This is a genomic window from Ensifer sp. ENS07 (genome assembly GCF_014852185.1).
GTDB lineage: Bacteria > Pseudomonadota > Alphaproteobacteria > Rhizobiales > Rhizobiaceae > Ensifer > Ensifer adhaerens.
The window spans coordinates 76258-99960 of record NZ_JACVBE010000005.1; the positions used below are offsets into that span (position 1 = coordinate 76258).

22 protein-coding genes are annotated in these 23703 nt (G+C 63.6%); 16 read left to right on the forward strand and 6 right to left on the reverse strand.

The genetic code is table 11. The features are described 5' to 3' along the window. Nucleotides 1-104 precede the first annotated feature (104 nt). On the reverse strand, nt 105-776 hold the full coding sequence (locus IB277_RS17655; RefSeq protein WP_226020723.1) for a TetR/AcrR family transcriptional regulator: 672 nt from the start codon (nt 774-776) through the stop codon (nt 105-107). A gap of 191 nt (nt 777-967) precedes the next feature. Here IB277_RS17655 and IB277_RS17660 point away from each other — a divergent pair, with 191 nt between their 5' ends. From IB277_RS17660 to xylB, 5 genes are all read left to right on the forward strand, one after another. Then, entirely contained in the window at nt 968-2179 is a 1212-nt protein-coding gene (locus IB277_RS17660; RefSeq protein ID WP_034787034.1) for an HlyD family secretion protein, read from the forward strand. A 148-nt stretch (nt 2180-2327) separates the two neighbouring features. Beyond that, complete coding sequence (locus tag IB277_RS17665; RefSeq protein WP_089044924.1) at nt 2328-3917, forward strand: DHA2 family efflux MFS transporter permease subunit; 1590 nt, start codon at nt 2328-2330, stop codon at nt 3915-3917. 89 nt (nt 3918-4006) lie between these two features. Then, the gene (locus IB277_RS17670; protein WP_060530583.1) at nt 4007-5122 is read left to right on the forward strand and encodes a metallophosphoesterase; all 1116 of its coding nucleotides are present in this window, start codon (nt 4007-4009) and stop codon (nt 5120-5122) included. 145 nt (nt 5123-5267) lie between these two features. Beyond that, nucleotides 5268-6305 (forward strand): LacI family DNA-binding transcriptional regulator, encoded by a 1038-nt coding sequence (locus tag IB277_RS17675; RefSeq protein ID WP_090297996.1) that lies wholly within the window; start codon nt 5268-5270, stop codon nt 6303-6305. A 50-nt stretch (nt 6306-6355) separates the two neighbouring features. After that, nucleotides 6356-7810, forward strand: coding sequence for a xylulokinase (gene xylB / locus IB277_RS17680; protein ID WP_192371328.1), 1455 nt, complete (start codon nt 6356-6358; stop codon nt 7808-7810). Nucleotides 7811-7845: 35 nt separating this feature from the next. On the opposite strand, the gene IB277_RS17685 is transcribed toward xylB, so the two are convergent. After that, nucleotides 7846-8208: a nuclear transport factor 2 family protein gene (locus tag IB277_RS17685; protein ID WP_090298098.1), complete on the reverse strand. Its 363-nt coding sequence runs from the start codon at nt 8206-8208 to the stop codon at nt 7846-7848. 142 nt (nt 8209-8350) lie between these two features. Between IB277_RS17685 and xylA the strand changes: the two genes are divergently transcribed. The 4 genes from xylA to IB277_RS17705 all read left to right on the forward strand — a co-directional run bounded on the left by xylA (nt 8351) and on the right by IB277_RS17705 (nt 13996). Further along, complete coding sequence (gene xylA, locus IB277_RS17690) at nt 8351-9661, forward strand: xylose isomerase (RefSeq protein ID WP_110819341.1); 1311 nt, start codon at nt 8351-8353, stop codon at nt 9659-9661. 326 nt (nt 9662-9987) lie between these two features. Further along, the gene (locus IB277_RS17695; RefSeq protein WP_034787015.1) at nt 9988-11040 is read left to right on the forward strand and encodes a sugar phosphate isomerase/epimerase; all 1053 of its coding nucleotides are present in this window, start codon (nt 9988-9990) and stop codon (nt 11038-11040) included. Between the two features lie 260 nt (nt 11041-11300). Beyond that, on the forward strand, nt 11301-12482 hold the full coding sequence (locus tag IB277_RS17700) for a Gfo/Idh/MocA family protein (protein WP_090297988.1): 1182 nt from the start codon (nt 11301-11303) through the stop codon (nt 12480-12482). Nucleotides 12483-12628: 146 nt separating this feature from the next. Further along, nucleotides 12629-13996 (forward strand): GH1 family beta-glucosidase, encoded by a 1368-nt coding sequence (locus IB277_RS17705; protein WP_034787007.1) that lies wholly within the window; start codon nt 12629-12631, stop codon nt 13994-13996. A 54-nt stretch (nt 13997-14050) separates the two neighbouring features. Here IB277_RS17705 and IB277_RS17710 read toward each other — a convergent pair whose 3' ends face one another. Beyond that, nucleotides 14051-14923 carry an NAD(P)-dependent oxidoreductase gene (locus tag IB277_RS17710; protein WP_090297985.1) on the reverse strand — a complete coding sequence of 291 codons (873 nt, stop codon included), beginning with the start codon at nt 14921-14923 and terminating at the stop codon, nt 14051-14053. Between the two features lie 414 nt (nt 14924-15337). Between IB277_RS17710 and IB277_RS17715 the strand changes: the two genes are divergently transcribed. From IB277_RS17715 to IB277_RS17730, 4 genes are all read left to right on the forward strand, one after another. After that, on the forward strand, nt 15338-16420 hold the full coding sequence (locus IB277_RS17715; protein ID WP_089044929.1) for a methionine ABC transporter ATP-binding protein: 1083 nt from the start codon (nt 15338-15340) through the stop codon (nt 16418-16420). Beyond that, nucleotides 16410-17075 (forward strand): methionine ABC transporter permease, encoded by a 666-nt coding sequence (locus IB277_RS17720; protein ID WP_060604648.1) that lies wholly within the window; start codon nt 16410-16412, stop codon nt 17073-17075. Before IB277_RS17715 ends, IB277_RS17720 begins: the two co-directional genes overlap by 11 nt. A 37-nt stretch (nt 17076-17112) precedes the next feature. Next, nucleotides 17113-17889, forward strand: coding sequence for a MetQ/NlpA family ABC transporter substrate-binding protein (locus IB277_RS17725; RefSeq protein WP_034786995.1), 777 nt, complete (start codon nt 17113-17115; stop codon nt 17887-17889). Between the two features lie 113 nt (nt 17890-18002). Next, nucleotides 18003-18410 carry a GFA family protein gene (locus IB277_RS17730; RefSeq protein ID WP_244546796.1) on the forward strand — a complete coding sequence of 136 codons (408 nt, stop codon included), beginning with the start codon at nt 18003-18005 and terminating at the stop codon, nt 18408-18410. Nucleotides 18411-18673: 263 nt separating this feature from the next. Here the strand turns inward: IB277_RS17730 and IB277_RS17735 are convergent, their stop codons facing one another. From IB277_RS17735 to IB277_RS17745, 3 genes are all read right to left on the reverse strand, one after another. Beyond that, complete coding sequence (locus IB277_RS17735; RefSeq protein ID WP_110819343.1) at nt 18674-19630, reverse strand: rhodanese-related sulfurtransferase; 957 nt, start codon at nt 19628-19630, stop codon at nt 18674-18676. A gap of 109 nt (nt 19631-19739) precedes the next feature. Next, on the reverse strand, nt 19740-20648 hold the full coding sequence (locus IB277_RS17740) for a CHAD domain-containing protein (protein WP_034786985.1): 909 nt from the start codon (nt 20646-20648) through the stop codon (nt 19740-19742). Then, entirely contained in the window at nt 20645-21118 is a 474-nt protein-coding gene (locus IB277_RS17745) for a CYTH domain-containing protein (protein ID WP_034786982.1), read from the reverse strand. The genes IB277_RS17740 and IB277_RS17745 overlap by 4 nt, the downstream gene beginning before the upstream one ends. Nucleotides 21119-21319: 201 nt before the next feature. On the opposite strand from IB277_RS17745, the gene IB277_RS17750 reads away from it, so the two are divergent. The 3 genes from IB277_RS17750 (at nt 21320) to IB277_RS17760 (ending at nt 23694) form a co-directional block, all read left to right on the forward strand. Further along, nucleotides 21320-21958: a 2-dehydro-3-deoxy-phosphogluconate aldolase gene (locus IB277_RS17750; protein ID WP_034786978.1), complete on the forward strand. Its 639-nt coding sequence runs from the start codon at nt 21320-21322 to the stop codon at nt 21956-21958. Nucleotides 21959-22164: 206 nt separating this feature from the next. Beyond that, entirely contained in the window at nt 22165-22878 is a 714-nt protein-coding gene (locus tag IB277_RS17755) for a tellurite resistance TerB family protein (protein ID WP_034786977.1), read from the forward strand. Between the two features lie 120 nt (nt 22879-22998). After that, entirely contained in the window at nt 22999-23694 is a 696-nt protein-coding gene (locus tag IB277_RS17760; RefSeq protein ID WP_060517647.1) for a GNAT family N-acetyltransferase, read from the forward strand. Nucleotides 23695-23703 lie beyond the last annotated feature (9 nt).

The following is a 23703-nucleotide window of genomic DNA, read 5'->3' on the forward strand; positions in this document are numbered from 1 at the left end:
CCCCTGGCAACGCCCTTTTGATAGGGGCTCGGCTGAAGGCGCGCTTGATCGAAATTGCTCGATTGAAACGCAGGAGGGCTGAAGGAGGTTCGGCGTCAGTCCGCCTATTTCTTCTTCTTCGGACCGTAGGCGGACATGAAGACGCGGACGGCGGCGGTCACCGTCGCCTCGATCTGTTCTTTCGGCGGTGCCGAACACATGCCGCCGAAAAGCCGGTGCTTGAAGAGGCCGGCTTGGGCCATCTCGATAAACTGGCGGGCGGCCATTTCTGTGTTGTCGATGTCGAGCACGCCGGTCGGGACCTGGCGGTCGAGATAGGCCTTGAGCACAGTGTAGCCGTTCTCCGGTGCTTCGCTGAAGAAGCGCTCGGCCAGATGCGGCATGCGGTCGATCACCCCGATCACCATGCGCATGGAGCGGATCGTCTCTTCCGCCGTCATGCTCGTCGTCAGCGTCACGCCGAAATCGTAGAGTGATTCTTCGACGTCGTCGTGATCGTTGAGCGCGTGCTTGGCGGTCTGGACCACCCGGGTCTTGCCCTTTATGATCAGTGCCTTGAACAAGTCTTCCTTGTTCTCGAAATAGACGTAGAGCGTGCCCTTGGAGACGCCCGCCTCGCGCGTGATGTCGTTCATGCTGGCGGCATCGAAACCCTGGCTCAGGAACGCGCGTCGCGCGCCTTCGAGGATCTGTTCACGCTTGGCTGGATCCTCGCCGGCGGCGTGACGGCCGCCACCCGAACAGAGATCCTCATCCATGCCGGCTGCCGGCTGCATGACGTCCTGGGTTCCGTTCTTTGCCTCGCTCATGATGGTCGCTTGTTTCCGCCCTGCTCATATTAAATTTAAGTCATCGAACCACGCGGTTCGATTTCCTCTTGATATGCGACCAGAAAGGGCCTATGTCAAGTTCCAATCGAACCGAACGGTTCAGTTCGTTCAGCAATCCTTAACCAGGCCGGTGCCCAATGTCCGCATCCAACACGTCCAGCGCTGCCCGCGTCCGTCCCGTCGACGAGACTTTCGAAGTGCAGCAGGAAACCGCGCTTGAGGCGAAGGCGCCCGCTGCGGAGCAGGCGGTCGCGCCGGCTCCGGCAAAGGAAGCCGCCGCGCCGCAGAAGAAGGCGCGCAAGCCCATCCTTCCCGTACTCGGCCTGGCGCTTCTGGCTGCTGGTGCCTGGTATGGCTACGACTGGTGGACCAATGGCCGCTTCATGATCTCGACCGATGACGCCTATATCGAAGGCGACATCGCGACGATTTCGCCGAAGGTTTCCGGTTATGTCGCCAAGGTCGACGCCGTCGCCAACCAGAAGGTGAAGGCCGGCGACCCGCTGGTCACGCTCGATGACGGCGACTACCGCATCGCCGCCGAGCAGGCCGAGGCGAAGATTGCCACCCAGAAGCTTGCGCTCAGCCGCTTCGATGCGCAGATCGCCGGCGCCAAGGCGAGCCTTGCCCAGACCGAAGCGCAGAAGAAGGCTCTCGAAGCGACGGTGCGCGGCGCCGAGCTCGCGCAGAAGCGCGCGAGCGACCTCCAGTCCAAGGCCGTTGGCACCGTCGCTTCGCTCGATAACGCCGATGTGGCGCTCGACCAGGCACGGGCAAATCTTGCCGGGGCAGACGCCAACATCGCCGCTGCCAACGCCAGCATCACCGTTCTCGAAGCGCAGCGCACGGAAGCCGAAAGCGAGATCCGTTCGCTGGAGCTTGCGCGCGACAAGGCCAACCGCGACCTCGGCTTCACCGTGCTGAAGGCGCCCTATGACGGCATCGTCGGCAACGTCGCGGTGCAGGTCGGCGACCTCGTGTCGGCCGGCCAGCGGCTTGCCGCCCTGGTTCCGGTCGACCAGCTCTATATCGACGCCAACTTTAAGGAGACCCAGATCGCCCATCTGGTGCCGGGCTCCAAGGTGAAGGTGCATGTCGACGCCTATGAGGATCATGCGATCGAAGGCACGGTCGCCTCGATCTCGCCGGCCTCCGGTTCGGTCTTCTCGCTGCTGCCGGCGGAAAACGCCACCGGCAACTTCACCAAGGTGATCCAGCGCGTGCCGGTGCGCATCACCCTGCCGGCCGACGTGCTGGCTGAAGGTCACCTGCGCGCGGGCTTGAGCGTTGTCGTCGACGTCGACACGCGCACAGCGCCGGATCAGACCAAGGTTGCCGCGACCAAGTAAGCGGACGAAATGCCGGCGCGCCCTTGGGCGCGCCTTTTGTCGAGACCCCGGCGCTACGGAGCGCGGTGAAGTCCGGAACGCCGGCGCGGCGAAACGCGCATGTCCAGAACGCTGGCGCCCAAGCGCGCCCATGCAAGGAGTGGCTGAGATGGCCGCAACGGCAACAGCAGGCTCGGTGGCGGCCGCCGCACCGAAGGTCGAGGAACATATGGACCCGAAGAGGCTGATCGCCTTCTTCGCCATGGTCGTCGGCATGTTCATGGCCATCCTCGACATCCAGATCGTCTCGGCCTCGCTTGCCGAAATCCAGGCCGGCCTTTCGGCCGGTTCCGACGAGATCGGCTGGGTGCAGACCTCCTATCTCATTGCCGAAGTCATCATGATCCCGCTCTCGGGCACGCTGGCGCGCATCGTCTCGACGCGTGTGCTGTTCTCGGTTTCGGCGGCGGGCTTCACCGCGGCAAGCGCGCTTGCGGCGACCGCGACGAACATCGACCAGATGATCGTCTATCGCGCGATCCAGGGCTTCATCGGCGGCGGCATGATCCCGTCGGTCTTTGCGGCCGCCTTCACCATCTTCCCGCCGTCGAAGCGCAACATCGTCTCGCCGATCATCGGCCTGATCGCCACGCTTGCCCCGACCATCGGTCCGACGGTCGGCGGCTATCTCAGCCACGCCTTCTCCTGGCACTGGCTGTTCCTCGTCAACGTCATTCCCGGCATCATCGTTGCGACGCTCACCTGGACCTTCATCGACTTCGACAAGCCGGAGCTTGGCCTGTTCAAGAAGTTCGACTGGTGGGGTCTCGCCTCGATGGCGATCTTCCTCGGCGCGCTCGAATACGTGCTGGAAGAGGGTAACACCAACGACTGGTTCAACGACGAGCACATTGTCATCGGTGCCGTCGCTTCGGCGATTGCCGCCATCGTGTTCTTCTACCGCGCCTTCAAGGTGGAGTTCCCGGTCGTCGACCTCAGGGCCTTTGCCAACCGAAACTTCGCCTTCGGCTCGATGTTCTCCTTCGTCATGGGCATCGGCCTTTATGGTCTCACCTATCTCTATCCGCTCTATCTCGGCCGTATCCGCGGCTACGATTCGCTGATGATCGGCGAGACCATGTTCGTCTCGGGCCTTGCCATGTTCTTCACGGCGCCGGTCGCGGGTATTCTCTCGGGCAAGCTCGATCCGCGCGTGCTGATGACGATCGGCTTCACCAGCTTTGCCAGCGGCACCTGGATCATGGGGCACCTGACGGCCGACTGGGACTTCTACGAGCTGTTCATCCCGCAGATCCTGCGCGGCGTCGGGCTGATGCTGTGCATGGTGCCGATCAACAACATCGCGCTCGGCACCATGCCGCCGGCGCGCATGCGCGGCGCCTCGGGCCTGTTCAACCTGACCCGTAACCTCGGCGGCGCGGTGGGGCTTGCGGTTATCAACACGATCCTGACCCAGCGCCAGGACTTCCACTATGCCCGCCTTGCCGAGCATATCCAGTGGGGTAACCCCGAAGCCATGGAACGCTTCAACAACATGGCCGCCAACTTCAACGCCCATGGTCTCGACGGCACGACGATCGCGATCAAGCAGCTTGCGGGCATGGCGCAGAAGCAGGCGATCATCCTGTCCTTCGGCGACATTTTCATGCTGCTGACGGTGCTGTTCCTGTCGCTGATCCTTGGCGTCATGATGATCAAGAAGCCCGAGGGCGTCGGCCCTAGCGGCGGCGGTCACTAGCTCCCCCTCTTAAGCAGGACGCGACTCTCGATTTACGCGAGCCGCGCCTTGCGGCACACTTCTGTCCCAAGTGTGAGAGGGGGAGCGGCATGCGGCGATCGGGTTCTGACGGCATATCCAGGCGATCATTCGTTGCGGGCCTTGCCGGTCTCGGGGCAGCGCTTGCTGCCTCCCGAAGCCGCGCCGCAGTCCCGGCCATCGACGCGACATTCCTGTTTTCCAACGATATCCATGCCTGCCTCGTTTCAATCGAAGGGCTTGCTCCCAACTGCGCGGCCGAAGGCAAGACGGACGCAAATCTGCTGCGCCACGTCGCGGCGCTGAATGCCGTGCACGCCATGCGCTGGCCGGAGACGGTTGCCGGCAAGCCGAGCGGGCTTGCAAGCGCCGGGCGAGAGATCGGCAAGCCGCTCGGCCTGGTGCTCGGCGGCGATCTCACCGATGACGGCGGCGGCCAGGTGCGCCAGCCGCGCGAGGGGCGGCAGTTGCAGCAATTCTCAAGTCGCTACCAGGAAGGGGCGGGACCCGACCACGTCCACATGCCCGTCTATGTCGGCCTCGGCAACCACGACCTCGACCAGGATGGGCCCCCGCCGCATGTCGACTGGTATCGCCGCGAACTGCGCGACTATGTCGAGCTCAACCACCGCCAGTCGGTGTTCTACAAGCCTCCGGTGCCGGTCACCAACTACGATCCGCTGTCGGATTGCTACTCCTGGGACTGGGGCGGGCTGCATCTGGTGCAGTTGCAGCGCTTCGGCGGCGACGAGACCAAGGGTGCGGTCAATGCGCTGCCCTGGCTGAAACAGGATCTGGCGTCCTATGCCGCCGACGGCCGGCCGGTGATCCTCTTCCAGCACTATGGCTGGGACGCCTTTTCGACGGAGGTCTGGGATGCGAAGGCCAGGACTTTCGACGACGAAGGCGACGGCGCTCCGCATTGGTGGAGCATCCCTCAGCGCCAGGCGCTGCTCGACACCGTCAAAGGCAGCAACGTCATAGGCCTGTTCCACGGGCATCAGCACGAAACCGCAATGATCTACCGCCAGGGCGGGCTCGATCTCATCAAGCCGAAGGCCGCTTACATGGGCGGCTTTGGCGTCGTGCGCGTTACCGATGGCTTCATGGACGTGGCGCTGGCGGAGGCTGGACAGAGCCATGGCGAGGTTGTCTTTACCGATACCTTCAGCAAGCGCCTTTCCTAGGTCGAAAACTCTATCTGAATCAAATATTTAAGGTGTCTAATCCCCTGTCTCCGGACAGCCGCGCGGCGCTCCGTTTTCCACGTCTTGCGGATTTTTGATTTACGTACATCAGAAATTCCTCTAAAGGCAGAACCCGGAGGAAAACATGCGCCCGACAGTTCACGATATCGCTGCTAGAGCCGGGGTCAGCCTCGCGACCGTCGACCGGGTTCTGAACAACCGGCCGGGCGTGCGTGGTGTCACCCGCGACAAGGTCGAGCGCGCCATCGAAGCGCTCGGCTATGTGCGCGACGTCGCCGCCGCCAACCTCGCCAAGAGCCGGATCTACCCGCTGGTCTTCATCCTGCCGGAGGGCGACAACACCTTCATGCGCGGTCTTGCGGCCGAGGTGGAGGCGGCGAAGGCGCGCTCGGCAGTCGAGCGCACGGCGATCACGGTCTTGTCCGTGCCGGCCTTCGACCCGGAAGCGTTAGCTGCAGCGCTTCATAAAGCGCGGGCGCTTGACCCGGCCGGCGTCGCGGTCGTTGCGATCGATGCGCCCGAGGTCGTCAGTGCGGTAGATGCGCTGCGTGAAGACGGCGTCGCCGTCGTGACGTTGGTTTCCGACCTGCCGGGGTCGTCGCGCGATCATTTCGCCGGTGTCGACAACGTTGCCGCCGGCCGGACCGCCGGCACCCTGATGGGGCGTTTCCTCGGTGGCCGAAACGGCCCGGTGGCGATCGTAGCCGGCTCGATGCTGGTGCGCGACCATCGCGACCGTCTCGAAGGTTTTGGCGCGGCCATGGCAGAAAGTGCGCCTGGCCGCCGGCTGCTGCCCGTCGTCGAAGGCCATGACGATCCGGCCGAGGTCGATCGCCTCGTCTCCAACCTTCTCGCCGATCAACCGGAGCTTGCCGGCATCTACAGTCTCGGCGCCGGCAATCGCGGCCTGATCGCGGCACTGGAAAAGGCAGGTCGCGAAAAGGCTGTCTGCGCCATCGCCCATGAACTGACGCCGCACAGCCGCGCGGCACTTCTTTCCGGCACGCTCGACGCTCTCCTCAATCAGGACGGCGGCCATGAGGTGCGCAGCGCCATCCGGGTGCTGAAGGCCCGCGCCGACGGCCTTTCGGTGATCGGGGCGCAGGAGCGCATCCGCATCGAAATTTTCCTGAAGGACAACCTGCCGGTCGATCCGGCGTAGCGCTTTGAATTTACGCAGTTCTTTCGAAGGATTGCTCAATGGAGGCAAGCATGTATCTCGGACTGGATCTCGGGACTTCGGGCGTCAAGGCAATGTTGATCGATGGCGGCCAGCGCATCGTCGGTTCCGCCTCCGGCGCGCTCGACGTCTCGCGGCCGCATCCCGGCTGGTCGGAACAGGACCCGGCCGATTGGGTGCGCGCCACCGAAGAGGCAATTGCCGGGCTGAAGGCGGCACACCCGGCGGAGCTTTCGGCGGTGCGCGGTATCGGCCTTTCCGGCCAGATGCACGGTGCGACGCTGCTTGATGCCGACGACCGGGTGCTTCGGCCCTGCATCCTCTGGAACGACACCCGCAGCTTCCGAGAGGCGGCAGCGCTCGATGCGGACCCGCAGTTCCGCGCCATCACCGGCAACATCGTCTTCCCCGGCTTCACCGCACCGAAGCTTGCCTGGGTGCGGGCCAACGAGCCCGACATCTTCGCCAAGGTGCGCTGGGTGCTGCTGCCGAAGGATTATCTGCGCCTGTGGCTGACCGGCGAGCACATGTCGGAAATGTCCGACAGCGCCGGCACTGCCTGGCTCGATACCGGCAAGCGGCAGTGGTCGGAAAGCCTGCTTGCCGCCACCGACATGGACGAAAAGCAGATGCCGAGCCTGGTCGAGGGAACCGATGCGGCCGGGAAGCTGCGTTCGGAACTGGCCGCGCGCTGGGGCATTTCCGGTGACGTCGTGGTTGCCGGCGGTGCAGGCGACAATGCGGCTTCTGCCTGTGGCATGGGCACGGTCGGCGAGGGCAATGCCTTCGTCTCGCTCGGTACCTCGGGTGTTCTCTTCGCGGCGAATGCAAGCTACTTACCCAACCCGGAAAGCGCCGTGCATGCCTTCTGCCACGCGCTGCCGAATACCTGGCACCAGATGGGCGTGATCCTGTCTGCGACCGATGCGTTGAACTGGTACTCCGGCATCGCCGGCCGCAGTGCTGCCGACCTGAGCGCCGAACTCGGCGATCATCTGAAGGCGCCTTCGGGCGTCACGTTCCTTCCCTATCTGTCGGGCGAGCGCACGCCGCACAATGACGCGGCGATCCGTGGCGCCTTTGTCGGGCTTGGCCATGCGAGCGGCCGGGTGGTGCTGACCCAGGCGGTGATGGAGGGCGTGTCCTTCGCCATTCGCGACAGCCTGGAAGCCTTGCGCGCCGCCGGCACGACGCTTTCTCGGGTGACGGCGATCGGTGGTGGTTCGCGCTCGCGCTACTGGCTCAAATCGATCGCCACGGCGCTCAACCTGCCGGTCGACCTGCCCGCCGACGGCGATTTCGGCGCTGCCTTCGGGGCGGCCCGCCTCGGCCTCATCGCCGCGACCGGTGCCGATCCCGTTGTCAGCTGCTACGCCCCACAGACGGCCGAGAACATTGCGCCGGAGGCGTCGCTGGTTTCGGCCTATGAGGCGAGCTACCAGCGCTACCGTCGGCTCTATCCGGCGATCAAGGGCGCCGTGTCGTGATACGGCGCCCCCTGTCTCGATCCGCCGCCGCGTGCTCAGCGGGCCGGAACCTTGTCGAGGAAACCGGTGACCGTCTTCAGGCGACCATCTTCGATCTGGCAGACATCGGTGCCTTCGATGACAGAGGGAACGCCGTCCGGACCGAGTGCCCAGGAAAAGCGGATCGTGTCGGCGTAACCGTCGGCGGCACCCTTCAGCGTGAAGCGGAAGCCGGGAAACTGTCCGTGCACGCCGGCAATGAGCGCATCCACGCCGGCATGGCCGTCGCCCTGCATGATCGGGTCGCGATAGGCGACGTCGGCGGTGAAGGCCTTCTCGATCTGGCCGGCGCGGCTTGCGGCGTCGGTCGTGTTCCAGGCGGCGATGTAGGCTCTGGCGATGGCGTTGAAGTCGTGCATCGAAGTGTTCCTTTCGTTTGGCGTTTCGATGCTTCCGGTATCGCCGGACGAGGGAATGAAACCAATTACCTTCCACGTAATGGCCGCGCCTATCGCATGCGCGACGCCGGCCGACACCACTCTTGAAAGAGGAGCAAGACCCGTGAGCACTGGCTTTTTCGGCGATATCGCCAAGATAAAATATGAAGGACCGGATAGCGCCAACCCGCTCGCCTTCCGCCATTACAACAAGGACGAGGTCGTGCTCGGCAAGCGCATGGAAGATCACCTGCGCTTCGCGGTTGCCTACTGGCACACCTTCGTCTGGCCGGGCGGCGACCCCTTCGGCGGACAGACCTTCGAACGTCCCTGGTTCAAGGATGACATGGCTGCGGCCAAGCTGAAGGCCGACGTCGCCTTCGAATTCTTCGACCTGCTCGGCGTCCCGTTCTATTGCTTCCACGATGCCGACGTGCGCCCGGAAGGCAAAAGCTTCGTCGAGAACACGAAGAACCTCAACGAGATTGTCGACTACTTCGAAAAGAAGCAGGCCGAGACCGGCGTCAACCTGCTCTGGGGCACGGCGAACCTCTTCTCCAACCGGCGCTACATGTCGGGTGCGGCGACCAATCCGGATCCGGATGTCTTCGCGTTCGCAGCCGCGACGGTGAAAACCTGCCTTGACGCCACCAAGCGCCTCGGTGGCCAGAACTACGTGCTCTGGGGCGGTCGTGAAGGCTACGAGACGCTGCTCAACACCGACATGAAGCGCGAGCTCGACCAGCTCGGCCGTTTCGTCAACCTCGTCGTCGAATACAAGCACAAGATCGGCTTCAAGGGCGCGATCCTGATCGAGCCGAAGCCACAGGAACCGACCAAGCACCAGTACGACTACGACGTCGCGACGGTCTACGGCTTCCTGAAGAACTACGGCCTGGAAAACGAGGTGAAGGTCAATATCGAGCAGGGCCATGCGATCCTCGCCGGCCACTCCTTCGAGCACGAGCTGGCGCTTGCCAACGCGCTCGGCATCTTCGGCTCGATCGACATGAACCGCAACGACTACCAGTCCGGCTGGGATACCGACCAGTTCCCGAACAACGTGCCGGAAATGGCGCTCGCCTATTACCAGGTTCTTTCAGGTGGCGGCTTTGCGACCGGCGGCACGAACTTCGACGCCAAGCTGCGTCGCCAGTCGATCGATCCGGAGGACCTGCTGATCGGCCATATCGGCGGCATGGATTGTTGCGCGCGTGGCCTGAAGGCAGCGGCAAAAATGATCGAGGACAAGGCGCTCTCCGCACCGCTCGAAGGCCGCTATGCCGGCTGGCAGGTGCCGGAAGCCAAGAAGATGCTCGACGGCGGCTTCGCGCTGGAAGAGATCGAGGCCTGGGTGCTGAAGTCGGACCTCAACCCGCAGCCGAAGTCCGGCAAGCAGGAGCTGCTCGAAAACGTCGTCAACCGCTACGTCTGAGCGGAGATGGATATCGAAAGGGCGCCTCGAAAGCGCCCTTTCTCTTCGTCGACGCGCACGGGAGGCGATCGTTGATGTCGCGGATTTCTGCAGCGAGGGCGTGCCGTGGCTGGTCTAATGCCGTGTGCAATGAAATCGATTACAAAACTTTTCGGAATCCGGTCGTGCGCTGTTGCCCCTCGCTGAAAATCTGCTAGCTTCGGCGCCTGCAACGTTTCAGATCCGGCAGTTCTGGGAGAAAACAAAGGCGTGCAATCGCCTTTCATGCCGGCTGTCAGGACAAGGCCAACACCAATTTCGGCCGTTCCATCGGGAGGAAAATCAGCATGAAGACCATCAAGGGGCCAGGGCTCTTTCTTGCGCAATTCGCCGGCGATGCCGCGCCGTTCAATTCCTGGGATGCGATCACCAAATGGGCGGCCGATTGCGGCTACAAGGGCGTGCAGGTGCCGAGCTGGGACGCGCGGCTGATCGATCTGAAAAAGGCGGCGACCTCGAAAGCCTATTGCGACGAGTTCGCCGGCACGGCGCGCGACAATGGCGTCGAGGTAACCGAGCTTTCGACCCATCTGCAGGGTCAGCTCGTCGCCGTGCATCCGGCCTATGATGAAGCCTTCGAGGGGTTTGCAGCACCCGAGGTGCGCGGCAATCCCAAAGCACGCCAGGCCTGGGCGGTGGAACAGGTGAAGCTGGCGCTGACGGCCTCGAAGAACCTCGGCCTCAACGCCATGGCAAGCTTCTCCGGCGCGCTCGCCTGGCCTTTCGTCTATCCCTGGCCGCAGCGGCCGGCCGGTCTCGTCGAGACCGCCTTCGATGAACTGGCGAAGCGCTGGAAGCCGATCCTCGACCATGCCGAGGATTGTGGCGTCGACGTCTGCTACGAGATCCATCCGGGCGAGGATCTGCACGACGGCATCACCTACGAGATGTTCCTGGAGCGCACCGGCAACCATGCCCGCGCCTGCATGCTCTACGACCCTTCGCACTACGTGCTGCAGTGCCTCGACTATCTCGACAATATCGACATCTACAAGGACCGCATCCGCATGTTCCACGTCAAGGACGCGGAGTTCAACCCGACCGGGCGCCAGGGCGTCTACGGCGGCTACCAGGGTTGGGTCAACCGCGCCGGCCGCTTCCGCTCGCCCGGCGACGGCCAGGTGGATTTCGGTGCGGTGTTCTCGAAGATGGCCGCCAACGATTTCGCCGGCTGGGCGGTGGTCGAGTGGGAATGCGCGCTGAAACATCCGGAGGATGGGGCACGCGAGGGTGCCGATTTCGTCAAGCATCACATCATCCGCGTGACCGAGAAGGCGTTCGACGACTTTGCCGGGGCTGGCACGGACGAGGCGGCCAACCGGCGCATGCTCGGTATCTGAGGCAGGTAGGACCTGAGGGTGCGACTGCCCGCTCTCCTCGGGTTAACCCGAGGATTAGCCCTCTTCCCGCAGGCGGGGAGAGGGGACGTGGATTGCCGCTGACCACGGGCTATCGTGGCTGCTGTTGCTGCGGTTTCGCAAGCGGGTGCGGCATGAGCCCTTCTCCCCGCGTGCGGGGAGAAGGCGCCGGCGGGCGGATGAGGGGCATCCGTTGCGCCAGGAAACGAGCAAACAACACGGAACGAACAGGGGAGAAGATCATGGCAATCGAAGGAACGAGCGAGAAGCGCGAGCGTCGCATCCGGCTCGGCATGGTGGGCGGCGGCTCCGGCGCATTCATCGGCGCGGTGCATCGCATCGCAGCCCGTCTCGACGATCACTATGAGCTGGTGGCCGGCGCGCTGTCGTCGACGCCGGAAAAGGCGGAAAGCTCAGGCCGAGAGCTCGGGCTCGATCCGTCGCGGGTCTATTCCGACTTCAAGCAGATGGCGATCCGCGAGGCGAAGCTGAAGGATGGCATCGAGGCGGTGGCGATCGTCACGCCAAACCATGTGCACTACGCTGCGGCCAAGGAATTCCTGAAGCGCGGCATCCACGTGATCTGCGACAAGCCGCTGACTTCGACGCTTGGCGACGCGAAGAAGCTGAAGAAAGCGGCGGACGAGAGCGATGCGCTGTTCGTGCTGACGCACAATTACACCGGCTATCCGATGGTACGGCAGGCGCGCGAGATGGTCGCCAATGGCGAGATCGGTGCGGTGCGGCTGGTGCAGATGGAGTACCCGCAGGACTGGCTCACCGAAAACATCGAGCAGTCGGGCCAGAAGCAGGCGGCCTGGCGCACCGATCCGGCGCGCTCGGGTGCCGGCGGCTCGACGGGTGATATCGGCACGCACGCCTATAATCTCGGCGCCTTCGTCTCCGGCCTCGAACTCGAAGAACTCGCTGCCGATCTCGACAGCTTCGTTGGCGGCCGCCAGCTCGACGACAATGCCCATGTGATGATGCGCTTCAAGGCGAAGGACGGCGAGCGCGCCAAGGGGCTGCTCTGGTGCAGCCAGGTGGCGCCCGGCCACGAGAACGGCCTGATGGTGCGCGTCTACGGCACCAAGGGCGGGCTTGAATGGACGCAGAAGGACCCGAACTATCTCTGGTACACGCCGTTCGGTGAGCCGAAGCGCCTGCTCACTCGCGCCGGCGCCGGGGCGGGTGCGGCCGCAAACCGCGTCAGCCGTATTCCGTCGGGCCATCCGGAAGGTTACCTGGAAGGCTTCGCCAACATCTACGCGGAGGCGGCGCGCGCCATCTTTGCCAAGCGCAAGGGCGAGAAGATCGATCCGGCCGTCACTTACCCGACCATCGACGATGGCATGAAGGGCATGGTCTTCGTCGACGCCTGCGTACAGTCATCCAAACGAAATGGGGCGTGGGTAAAGGTATAGCCGCAGGCCAATACCGGCGGAAGGGCGGGGCTTTCCCGCCCTTTTTCGCGAGTTGACATTTGCCGGCATGGATTTAGGTCGGCCCGCTACAAACCGAAAACCAAGGTCCCGCTGGCAGCGGGGCCGGAACGAGACGAGACAAAGAGATGACCGATCCCAAGATCCTGGCAGAGCGCTTCCCGGGCGATTTCGTATTCGGGGTGGCGACCGCCTCCTTCCAGATCGAAGGCGCGACCAAAGCTGACGGGCGCAAGCCGTCGATCTGGGATGCCTTTTCGAACATGCCGGGCCGTGTCTTCGGGCGTCACAACGGCGATGTCGCCTGCGATCACTACAATAGGCTCGACGAGGATCTGGACCTGATCAAAAGCCTCGGCGTCGATGCCTATCGGTTTTCCGTTGCCTGGCCGCGGATCATTCCTGAAGGCACCGGCCCGATCAACGAAAAAGGTCTCGATTTCTACGACCGCCTCGTCGACGGCCTGAAGGCGCGTAACATCAAGGCCTTCGCCACGCTTTACCATTGGGACCTGCCGCTGGCGCTGATGGGCGATGGCGGCTGGACGGCCCGCACGACGGCCTATGCCTTCCAGCGCTACGCCAAGACCGTGATCGCCCGCCTCGGCGACCGGCTCGACGCGGTCGCGACCTTCAACGAGCCCTGGTGCTCGGTGTGGCTTAGCCACCTCTATGGCATCCATGCGCCGGGCGAGCGCAACATGGACGCAGCCCTGCATGCGCTGCACTTTACCAATCTGGCGCACGGGCTCGGCGTCGACGCCATCCGCTCCGAGCGGCCGAACTTGCCTACGGGCATCGTCATCAATGCGCATTCGGTCTACCCGGGCAGCGACAGCGCGGCCGACAGGAAAGCCGCCGATCGCGCCTTCGACTTCCACAATGGCGTCTTCTTCGGCCCGATCTTCAAGGGGGAGTACCCCGAAAGCTTCATGAGTGCGCTCGGCCATCGCATGCCCGCGATCGAAGACGGCGACATGGAGACGATCTCCCGGCCGCTCGACTGGTGGGGGCTCAACTACTACACGCCGATGCGGGTCAGTGCCGATCCGGCCAAGGGCGCAGAATATCCGGCAACCATCAATGCCAAGCCGGTGAGCCAGACAAAGACGGATATCGGTTGGGAGGTTTACGCTCCGGCGCTCGGCAGCCTGGTCAAGACGCTGAACGCGACCTACCAGCTGCCCGACTGCTACATCACCGAGAACGGCGCCTGCTACAACATGGGTGTCGAGAACGGCATTGTCGACGACCAGCCGCGGCTCGACTATATCGCCGACCACTTGTCGGTGACGGCGGATCTAATCGCCGAGGGTTATCCGATGCGCGGCTATTTCGCCTGGAGCCTGATGGACAATTTCGAATGGGCCGAAGGTTACAAGATGCGTTTCGGCATCGTCCATGTCGACTACGACACCCAGGTCCGCACCATCAAGAAGAGCGGTGAGTGGTACCAGGCTCTGGCCGAACAGTTCCCGAAGGGCAACCACATCTGACGCTCAAGCGGGCGGGCTCACCCGCCCGCAACGCTTCCGTGCGGCTCGGTCAATTCACCGCCGGACCGGCAGGACTTCCAGGCTCTGCCGGTCGAGCTGGGCCAGCACTTCCTTGAAACCGTAGCGCGGCTTCCAGTCGAGCTTTTCGATCGCAGCACTCGGGTCATACACCCGGTCGATGGTCGCGGGCAGCGGCCAGTCGCGATCGGCAAAGGCCTGCGACAGTTTTGGCGCACGCTCACGCAGGAGCCCTGCGGCATCCTCCGCCAGCCGGCGGCAATCCGTTGGAAGGAACGGCGTTTCGCCCGAGATGATGTAGCGCTGAAAAGCCGGGCCGCCATTGTCGAGTGCTGCCACATGCGCGGCAGCCACGTCGCGCGCATCGATGCCGCGGTGCAGGCGGTAGCTTGCGATACGATCGGCGACCTCCGGGAAACAGCGCGACATGCGCAGCACCCGCACATGCAAAGCACGATCCGCCGCGTTTTCGAGCAGAGCTTCGGCCGCAAGCTTGGTGTGGTGGTAGATGGTGTGCGGCTTCGGCGGCGTCTCCTCGGTGATCCAGGCGCAGCCGCCTTCCGTGACCGCATGACCATAAAGTGCCGTCGTGCTGGTAAAGACGATGCGGCCGACGCCGGCGGCCTGGGCTGCGGCAATCACCAGATGGGTGCCCATCACATTGACGCGCTCGAACTCCTGGTCGGCGACGGCGTCTACATGTGGCGCGTGCAGGGCCGCCGTATGGATGACGGCGTCCGCCCCTTCCATCGCGCGCTCCAGCAGTTCGCCATCGACGAGATCGCCGACGATGGCCGTCGTGCCGAAGGGCGCGCGATCGATGCCGATGACGTCATGGTCGGCGGCGGCGAGCGCGTTGTAGATCGCTCTGCCGATGCGGCCGGAACTTCCGGTCAAGACGATGCGCATTTCTCACCTCATATTCCTGTTCCTGCCCGTTAGCATGAAATGCGGTCGGACACAGTCCGCCCGAACAAGGATTTCCAAGATGGCGATTTGCGGGATGACGGCGCGTTGCGAAGCAAAAGAGCATGGTTTTGCCGTTGCTTGGCAAATTCGGAAAAATCATGCCTGTGAAAGGGCATGGCAATTCTCCATAAGAGCCGTAGATTATGTCGCATGCGGGCCATGCGGCAGCAAAGTTGAACTGACTGGTTGCTTGATGTTAGAGAAGTGCTCCCTGTTCCGAATGCGTTGTCGAATGTCGGCCTGACCAGACGCGCGTTCCATCCCGGCCAGGCCCGGGATCATGAGTTTTGAACATCCGAGAGCACTTATGTACCCGCACATTCCGACTGCGCCTCATTCGGGGAATTCCGAACGATGAGCGTTTCCGCCCAAAACGCCGCGCCATCGGCTGACGCGGCCGTCGTCTTCGACGGCGTTTCCAAGCATTTCCCCGCGTCCGGCACCAGCGGCGCCTTCACTGCGCTCGACAAGGTCTCGCTGACCGTCGACCGTGGTTCGATCACCGGCATCATCGGCCGCTCCGGCGCTGGCAAGTCGACGCTGATCCGACTGGTCAACGGGCTCGAAAAGCCGACGGGCGGCAAGGTGCTGGTTGACGGCGTCGATGTCGGCGGGCTCGACGAGGCGGCGCTGCGCAGCCTTCGCCGCTCCGTCGGCATGATCTTCCAGCACTTCAACCTGCTGTCCTCGCGCACTGTGTTCGGAAACGTCGCGCTGCCGCTCGAAATATCCGGCATGGACAAGCGCGCGATCGAACAGCGCGTTCGACCGCTGCTCGATCTCGTCGGTCTCGCCGACAAGCACGGGCGCTATCCGGCCGAACTTTCGGGCGGCCAGAAGCAGCGCATCGGCATCGCCCGCGCGCTTGCGACCGAGCCGAAGCTCCTTCTCTCCGACGAGGCGACCTCGGCGCTCGATCCGGAAACGACCCAGTCGATCCTGGAGCTTTTGAAGCGCATCAATGCCGATCTCGGCCTGACGGTGCTGCTCATCACCCACGAGATGGAAGTGGTGAAGGCGGTGACCTCAGACGTCGCCGTCATCGATCATGGCCGCATCGTCGAGCGTGGCCACACCTTCGACGTCTTCACCCATCCGAAGCACGAGACGACGCGGGCGCTGCTCTCGGGGCTGCCGGGGTCGAAGCTTCCAGACGCGGTCGCCCGCGCCCTGAAGTCTGCACCCGCGGCCGGCGATCGCGCCGTCGTGCGGCTCACCTTCTTCGGGGCTGCGGCCGAGAAGCCGCTGATCTCGCAGCTGATCAAGTCTGTCGGCGCCGAGGTCAACATCATCGCCGGCACGATCGACGAGATCGGCGGCGCGCCCTATGGCTCGCTGGTCGTCGCCTATGGCGCGGATGCCGAGACGTCCGGCCGCGCCGAACGCTTCTTTGTCGAAAACGGTCTGGTCACGGAGGTGCTCGGTTATGTCGCCTGATATTCTCCTGCGCATCGGCGGGGCCACCGTCGACACGATCTATATGGTCGCCATCGCCGGCCTGATCGGCTCGCTGATCGGCGGGCCAATCGGCATCTTCCTCGCCACCAGCGGCAAGGGTGAACTCTTCCCGGCGCCGACGCTCAACCGCTTCATCGGGCTGATCGTGAACGCCACGCGCTCGACGCCGTTCATCATCCTCGTCGTCGCCATCATTCCGTTTACCCGACTGCTCACCGGCACCTCCATCGGTACGAAGGCTGCGATTGTGCCCTTGACGATTGCCACCATTCCCTTTGTCGCACGGCTGGTGGAAGCGGCGATCCGCGAAATCGACAAGGGGCTGATCGAGGCGGCGCGCGCCATGGGCGCGACCCCGATGCAGATCGTCTTCAAGGTGCTGCTCGCCGAAGCGCGGCCCGCGCTGACCCTGGCGCTCACCATGACCGCCGTCAGCCTCATCGGCTATTCGGCGATGGTCGGTGCCGTCGGCGGCGGCGGGCTCGGCGACCTTGGCATCCGCTACGGCTACCAGCGCTTCATGCCCGACGTGATGCTCGTCGTCGTCATCGTGCTGATCGTGCTGGTGCAGCTCGTCCAGAGCGCCGGCGACGGGCTGGCGCGGCGTTTCGACAAGAAAAACCGCAAGACCTGATTTCCTCCCAAGACTGAACGTGAACAAGGAGACGACCATGAAGAAGCTTATCATCGCGGCAGCGATTGCCGCTCTTTCCGCCGGCACGGCACTCGCCGAAACCATCAAGGTCGGCGTCACGCCGGGCGAACACGCCCAGATCATGGAGAAGGTGAAGGAAATCGCAGCTCCCAAGGGCCTCGATATCGAGATCCTCGAATTCTCCGACTATGTCGTCCCGAACCAGGCTCTGGCTGACGGCGACCTCAACGCCAACTCGTTCCAACACCAGCCCTATCTCGACAACCAGATCGCCGATCGTGGTTTCGACATCGTCAGCGTCGGCACCACCATCACCACCCCGATGGGCGTCTATTCGCAGAAGGTGAAGAGCCTCGACGAGCTCAAGGACGGCGCCACGATCGCCATCCCGAACGACCCGACCAATGGCGGCCGCGCGCTGCTGGTTCTGGCGTCGAAGGGCCTGATCAAGGTCAAGGAAGAAGTGGGCCTCAAGGTCACGCCGGCCGACATCACCGAGAACCCGAAGAACATCACGTTTGCCGAGCTTGACGCTGCCCAGTTGCCGCGCTCGCTGCAGGACGTCGATGCCGCCGTCATCAACACCAACTACGCGATGGAAGCCGGCCTGCACCCGAAAAAGGACGCGATCGCGATCGAAGGCGAGAAGTCGCCCTACGCCAACGTGATTGCCGTGCGCAAGGCCGACAAGGATGCTCCGTGGGTGAAGACCCTGGTCGAATCCTACCACGACGAAAAGGTGAAGGCCTTCATCAACGACACCTTCAAAGGCGCGCTGATCCCGAGCTGGTAAGCGTCTCTGGTAAAGAGAAACATGGACCGCGCGCTGCAACTTGCGGCGCGCGGTTTTTCTTCGACCGCATGGCTTGCTTGGCTATCCTCCTGGCACTTCGAGGAGGACGAACCATGAGCGTCTTGAAAGGCGGATGTCTCTGCGGTGCAATCCGGTATGAGCTGAACCGTGAGCCGCTTTTTTCCGGTTTCTGCCATTGCCGCGATTGCCAGCGCACGACAGGCACCGGTCATTGCTGTTACATGATCTTCGAGCGGGCCGATGTGACGATGTCGGGAACCGGCCGCGGTTACGAGACGCGCGCTGAAAACGGCAATCCTTCGATCCGCTATTTTTGCGAAACCTGCGGCAGCCAGGTTTATGGCTCCGGCCCGCCGGACGATCCGCGTGTGTCGATCTATGCCGGCACGCTCGACGACCCGTCGGTATTTCGACCGACAAACGCCATTTTCACCCGCAGCCGCCATGAATGGGACCGCAGTGCATTGGCACTTGAGGAATGCGAGGCGTTGCCGGGCTGACTGCGTTCGCGAGTGAAACCGCCGCTCACCCCAACCCTCTCCCCGCAAGCGGGGCGAGGGGACGTGCCACGCTGGGGCGCCGCGGAACGCAGCTCTCGGTACCCGGGGAACTGCGTGCAAGTCGCAGCCGCAAGCTGGAGTTAGCGATGTCGGCTGGGGCGGTGCCACAAGTCCCTTCGCCCCGCTGCGGGGAGAAGGTGCCGGCAGGCGGATGAGGGGTGCTTCCCGCTCGCACGAGCGACGGGCGGATGCCCAAGCGTATGTCAGCTACCGAGGTGGCGCTCGCCGCGCTTCTTGGCAAGTTCGATCTGCCGCTGGCGCTGGCGGTAGCGTTCGCGGTCCTCGTCGGTGCGGACCTCGTGGCAATGGATGCAGGAGACGCCGTCCTCGTGGTGCGGTGAAGCCAAGTCCGCCTTGGTCAGCGGCTGGCGGCAGGCGTGGCAGAGCGTGTGCTCGCCTTCCTCGAGGCCATGGGTGACGGAGACGCGATCGTCGAAGACGAAGCAGGCGCCTTCCCAGAGGCTTTCTTCCTGGGGCACTTCCTCGAGATATTTCAGGATGCCGCCCTTGAGGTGGTACACCTCATCAAAGCCCTGCTCTTTCATGAAGGCGGTCGCCTTCTCGCAACGGATGCCGCCGGTGCAGTACATGGCGATCTTCGGCTTGTTGTGCAGGCCGGTGTTGTTGCGCACCCAATCGGGAAATTCGCGGAAAGTTTTGGTGTTCGGATCGACCGCGCCCTTGAAGATGCCGATTGCGGTTTCGTAGTCGTTGCGCGTATCGATGACGATCGTCTCGGGATCGGAGATCAGTGCATTCCAATCCTTCGGATCGACATAGGTGCCGACGATCTTGTTGGGGTCGATATCCTCGACGCCCATGGTGACGATTTCCTTCTTCAACCGCACCTTCATGCGCAGGAACGGCATGGACGATGCACGGCTTTCCTTGTGCTCCAGTGCGCCGAATTCGGGCTGCGCGCGCAGGAACGAGAGCACCGCGGCGATGCCGGCATCCGTGCCGGCGATCGTGCCGTTGATGCCTTCATGCGCCAGAAGCAGCGTTCCCTTGACGCCGTTTTCGTCGCAGACGGCCTGCAGCGGTTCGCGAAAATCGGCGAAACGCGGGAAGCGTGCGAAATGATAGAGCGCGGCCACCAGAAACTGGCCATGCGTCTCACCATGGGGCTCAGGGCGCGGGATCGTGAAAATGTCGGTCATGGCCCGTGCAAATACAGCTTTCGCGCCGCAAGCGCAATCGCGGCGGGGCCCAGGGGCACTCTGTCGCGGCGCGGACAGTCGGTCCGCCCGCCGAAATTTCGCCGAAACATCAGCGCGCGGCGTCGAGCCAGAGCAACCGGATCGTTCGGCTTTCGTCGTCCGGTTCCTCCTGGAAGACCTCGGCGGCGAGATCAAGAGCGTGCTTGCGCAAGCTTCCCTGTCGGTCGATGACGGCCGCGATGAGGTGGGCCTGATCCTGACTGTTACCGGCAAGCCCCGGATCCTCGTTGATCAACTGGGTCATGACCGCGAGATCGTTGAGGTGCCCGAGCGTGTCGACCAGCGCTTTAGCCTCGGCGCGCTTGGCCTGCAGGGCGGAAGGCCAGACCGCGTGCATCAGGCCGAGATGCATGCGGTAGTCCTGCGCCCGCTTTCGCAGCTCGTGGAACGCCGGGGCTTCCGAAGTCTCGCTGCATGCCTGCCGGGCGCGCTTGGCCCGCCTCAGAGTGCGCCGCCATCCCTTCGTCAGCCGGTCTGCGGTCTTGCGGCGTCGATCGTCGAATGTCACTTGGCTGAGGGCCTGCAGTGCCTGCTCGCAGCGCACGATGGTGGCTGCCACGCGGTCCTCGATATCGGTCGCGCTTGCCGTGATGCGGTCCCGGCGTGTCGTCAGCCGCTCGCAGACATGGGCGAGCGCCCGTTCTTCCTCCTCGTTGCAAGCGGCTGCCTTGAGGTAATGGGCGTTCTCGACCAGTGCGGCCGCGTCCCGAACGGTTGAGAGGTTGCGGGCCATGTCGCGGATGCGCGCATTTTCGTGCTTCTGAAAAAGCGGCACGTCCGCTGCGACGAGACGGTACAGCGAGCGCAGGCGCTTGAAGTTCTTGCGGGCGTCGTGGATCGCCTCGTGCACCCCGTCAGGCCGATCCTCGAGCTTCATCACCGCCTGTGTGAGCTGTTCGGCGGCGATCGTGCGGAAGTCTTCGGAAAAAGGCCGTCCAGGTTCGAAGGCGTAAGTCATGGTTGCGGTTCCGTCAGTCCTTCCGTGGCGAGGGACTGGTTGGAGTAGCGGCGATCGCCCGTGATTTCCTGCCCGACCCAATCGGGCAGCGCCGGCATGTCGGTCTCGCGCTTCATCTCGACTTCCGCAACGACGAGGCCTTTGAGCGCGCCTCCATAGACGTCGACTTCCCAGGTGAACCCCTTGTGCGGCACCCGGTAGCGCCTCTTCTCGATGACGATCCCGACCGCCTGGGTCAGCATCTCGCGGGCATCGTCCATCGGCAGGTCGTACTCGTATTCGTTTCTGACCAGTGCCGACTTGCCGATCTTGATGGTCAGCCGCGCCCATTTGTCGCCGTGGATGCGCACGCGCAGCGAGCGGTCGTCCATGGTCACGACATAGGCCTGCCTGAGGTCAATGCCCTTGTCCGCACGCTCTCGCCACCCATCGGAAGCGACGAGAAACTTGCGCTCTATTTCCTTCGCCATGGAAAATCCGCCATTTCGAGGGCCCGCGGCCTTCAACCTATCGCTTTCACGCAAAGGCTCAAGTCATCTCTTTGTCGCAAGTTGCATATTACCGTTGCCTTACATGCGAAAGCCGCGCTCCCGCCGCCTTGGGTCTCGACAACCGGTGGCAGGGGGAGTATGCGGAGGGCATATTCAATCGTTTTAAAAAGGACGATCGGCATGAGCGCGAAATCCGACAGGCTTCTTTCAACCCTCAAACTGGCGCCGGTTGTTCCGGTGCTGGTGATCGACGACGTGGCGACCGCCGTTCCCCTGGCGCGCGCGCTCGTTGCCGGCGGGTTGAAGGCGATCGAGATCACGTTGCGCACGCCGGCCGCACTCGAAGCGATCCGCGCCGTTGCCAACGAAGTCGAAGGCGCTGTTGCTGGCGCCGGTACGATCCTCAACGCCGCCCAGTTCGAAGCCGCGGTCGAAGCCGGCTCGAAGTTCATCGTCAGCCCCGGCACGACGCAGGAACTGATCGATGTGGCCAACGACCACGAGGTGCCGCTGCTGCCAGGTGCGGCGACGGCGAGCGAAGTCATGGGTCTGCGTGAAGAAGGCTACGACGTCATGAAGTTCTTCCCGGCCGAGCAGGCCGGCGGCGCCGCCTACCTCAAGTCGCTGTCCTCGCCGCTTGCCGGCACGCTCTTCTGCCCGACGGGCGGCATTTCCCTTGCCAATGCGCGCGACTATCTGACGCTGCCCAACGTCGTTTGTGTCGGCGGCTCCTGGGTTGCGCCGAAGGAACTGGTTGCCAAGGGCGACTGGGCCGGCATCACCAAGCTTGCGGCAGAAGCCTTCGTGCTCAAGGGCTGAGCGGCAAGCAACGCCTTCCGTTTTTTGAAAGGCCGGGTGGAGAGCCCGGCCTTTTTCTTTGGCTGTACGGCGTCGCTCGCCTCTGGCGCGAATTTGTATTTTCCCTGCAACGTTCCTATGTCTCAATCCATTCAGCGACGGGCGCGCGGGCGGCGCACCCTTGAGCTCGCCTTCAACCGCCCGGAACCGACAAGGAGCGAAACCCGATGTTCGACGCGAAGAAATTGCTGGATCAGTTTCTGGGATCGCAGGTGCCCGGTGCCGGCGGCACGGTGCGCGATCGCGCGACCCAGGCGACGCAGCTTGCCAAGGACAATCCACTGGCGAGCGGCGCCATTGCCGCTGTTCTGCTCGGCACCAAGTCGGGTCGCCAGCTGGCCGGCAACGCCGCCGTGCTTGGCGGTCTCGCGGCGATCGCCGGTCTCGGCTACCAAGCCTACAAGAATTATCAGGCCGGCAATACGCCGGGCGGTGCAACGGTTGCCAAGGGCGAGCCGGAACTTCTGCCGCCGCCGGCCGATTCCGGCTTCGCCTCTGCTCCCGAAGCCGTCAGCCATGATTTTGCGCTGACCCTCGTGCGCGCAATGATCGCCGCTTCGCGTGCCGACGGCCATATCGACGAGGCCGAGCGCCAGCACATCATGGACAAGCTGTCGGTCTCGGGCCTTTCGGCCGATGCCGCGGCCTTCCTCGAAGGCGAGCTTGCCAACCCGGTCGATATCGACGCGATCGTCGGCGCGGCAAAGACCGAAGAGGAGCGCGTGGAGATCTACACCGCGTCGCGCCTGACGATCGAGCCGGAAACCCGTGCGGAGCGCGGCTATCTCGACCTGCTCGCCGGACGCCTCGGACTTCCCGACGCGCTGGTCGATCACATCGAGGCGACGGTCTCGGCCGCCAAGGTGCCGGCCACCGCGTAGGATACCGTTCGGGGGGCATGGTTTCATCACCGGTTCGAACAGGGTTCATCACCAGTTTGAATTTGTGTCGGCCGCCACTCTGGCCTATGCCGAAGGGCAGGGATGAAGGAGGAGCGGCCGATGCAGGATCTGAAGAACTGGAAAGGGTGCCCGGCGCCGAAGGGCGTCGCGCTCGAAGGGCGTTTCGTCAAGCTCGAGGCCTATGAGCGCGACCGGCATCTGCAGGACCTCTGGGACGGCCTCGGCGGTATGGCGATCAACCCGCTGCTCAAATACTTCACGCAGCCGGATTTTAGGGATATCGACGCTTTCGATGCCTGGCTGACGGCGGCGCAGGAGAAATCCGGCTGGGTTACAGAGGTCTTCCGCGACAAGGCGACCGGCATTGTCGTCGGCATGGCCAATTACATGCGTGCCGATCCCGCCAACGGCGTCGTCGAAGTCGGCTCCGTGGCACACGGCGCCGCCATGGCCCGCTCGCCGCTCTCGACCGAAGTGCATTACCTGATGGCGAAGCACGCCTTCGAGGATCTCGGCTATCGCCGCTACGAGTGGAAATGCCATAGCGAGAACATGGCGAGCCGCAAGACCGCCGCCCGGCTCGGTTTTACCTTCGAGGGCATCTTCCGCCAGCACATGATATCCAAGGGCGGCAACCGTGATACGGCCTGGTTTTCGATGATCGACAGCGAATGGCCGCTGCTCAATGCCGCATTCGAAACCTGGCTTGCAGCTGATAATTTCGATGAAGACGGTCGCCAGAAGCGGCGGCTTGAAGATATACGTTCGGATCTGGAGCGGCAGGCGTCGAAATAGGCGCAGGCT

Bases quoted from the DNA above. Each gene is read 5' to 3' on its own strand.
- IB277_RS17725 (WP_034786995.1), top strand. From the start codon at position 17,113: ATGAAGAAGCTTATCATCGCGGCAGCGATTGCCGCTCTTTCCGCCGGC.
- IB277_RS17710 (WP_090297985.1), bottom strand. From the start codon at position 14,923: ATGCGCATCGTCTTGACCGGAAGTTCCGGCCGCATCGGCAGAGCGATC.
- IB277_RS17745 (WP_034786982.1), bottom strand. From the start codon at position 21,118: ATGGCGAAGGAAATAGAGCGCAAGTTTCTCGTCGCTTCCGATGGGTGG.
- IB277_RS17760 (WP_060517647.1), top strand. From the start codon at position 22,999: ATGCAGGATCTGAAGAACTGGAAAGGGTGCCCGGCGCCGAAGGGCGTC.
- IB277_RS17695 (WP_034787015.1), top strand. From the start codon at position 9,988: ATGAAGACCATCAAGGGGCCAGGGCTCTTTCTTGCGCAATTCGCCGGC.
- IB277_RS17685 (WP_090298098.1), bottom strand. From the start codon at position 8,208: ATGCACGACTTCAACGCCATCGCCAGAGCCTACATCGCCGCCTGGAAC.
- IB277_RS17670 (WP_060530583.1), top strand. From the start codon at position 4,007: ATGCGGCGATCGGGTTCTGACGGCATATCCAGGCGATCATTCGTTGCG.
- IB277_RS17740 (WP_034786985.1), bottom strand. From the start codon at position 20,648: ATGACTTACGCCTTCGAACCTGGACGGCCTTTTTCCGAAGACTTCCGC.
- IB277_RS17720 (WP_060604648.1), top strand. From the start codon at position 16,410: ATGTCGCCTGATATTCTCCTGCGCATCGGCGGGGCCACCGTCGACACG.
- IB277_RS17700 (WP_090297988.1), top strand. From the start codon at position 11,301: ATGGCAATCGAAGGAACGAGCGAGAAGCGCGAGCGTCGCATCCGGCTC.
- IB277_RS17730 (WP_244546796.1), top strand. From the start codon at position 18,003: ATGAGCGTCTTGAAAGGCGGATGTCTCTGCGGTGCAATCCGGTATGAG.
- IB277_RS17755 (WP_034786977.1), top strand. From the start codon at position 22,165: ATGTTCGACGCGAAGAAATTGCTGGATCAGTTTCTGGGATCGCAGGTG.
- IB277_RS17735 (WP_110819343.1), bottom strand. From the start codon at position 19,630: ATGACCGACATTTTCACGATCCCGCGCCCTGAGCCCCATGGTGAGACG.
- IB277_RS17655 (WP_226020723.1), bottom strand. From the start codon at position 776: ATGCAGCCGGCAGCCGGCATGGATGAGGATCTCTGTTCGGGTGGCGGC.
- IB277_RS17750 (WP_034786978.1), top strand. From the start codon at position 21,320: ATGAGCGCGAAATCCGACAGGCTTCTTTCAACCCTCAAACTGGCGCCG.
- IB277_RS17675 (WP_090297996.1), top strand. From the start codon at position 5,268: ATGCGCCCGACAGTTCACGATATCGCTGCTAGAGCCGGGGTCAGCCTC.
- xylB (WP_192371328.1), top strand. From the start codon at position 6,356: ATGTATCTCGGACTGGATCTCGGGACTTCGGGCGTCAAGGCAATGTTG.
- IB277_RS17665 (WP_089044924.1), top strand. From the start codon at position 2,328: ATGGCCGCAACGGCAACAGCAGGCTCGGTGGCGGCCGCCGCACCGAAG.
- IB277_RS17705 (WP_034787007.1), top strand. From the start codon at position 12,629: ATGACCGATCCCAAGATCCTGGCAGAGCGCTTCCCGGGCGATTTCGTA.
- IB277_RS17660 (WP_034787034.1), top strand. From the start codon at position 968: ATGTCCGCATCCAACACGTCCAGCGCTGCCCGCGTCCGTCCCGTCGAC.
- IB277_RS17715 (WP_089044929.1), top strand. From the start codon at position 15,338: ATGAGCGTTTCCGCCCAAAACGCCGCGCCATCGGCTGACGCGGCCGTC.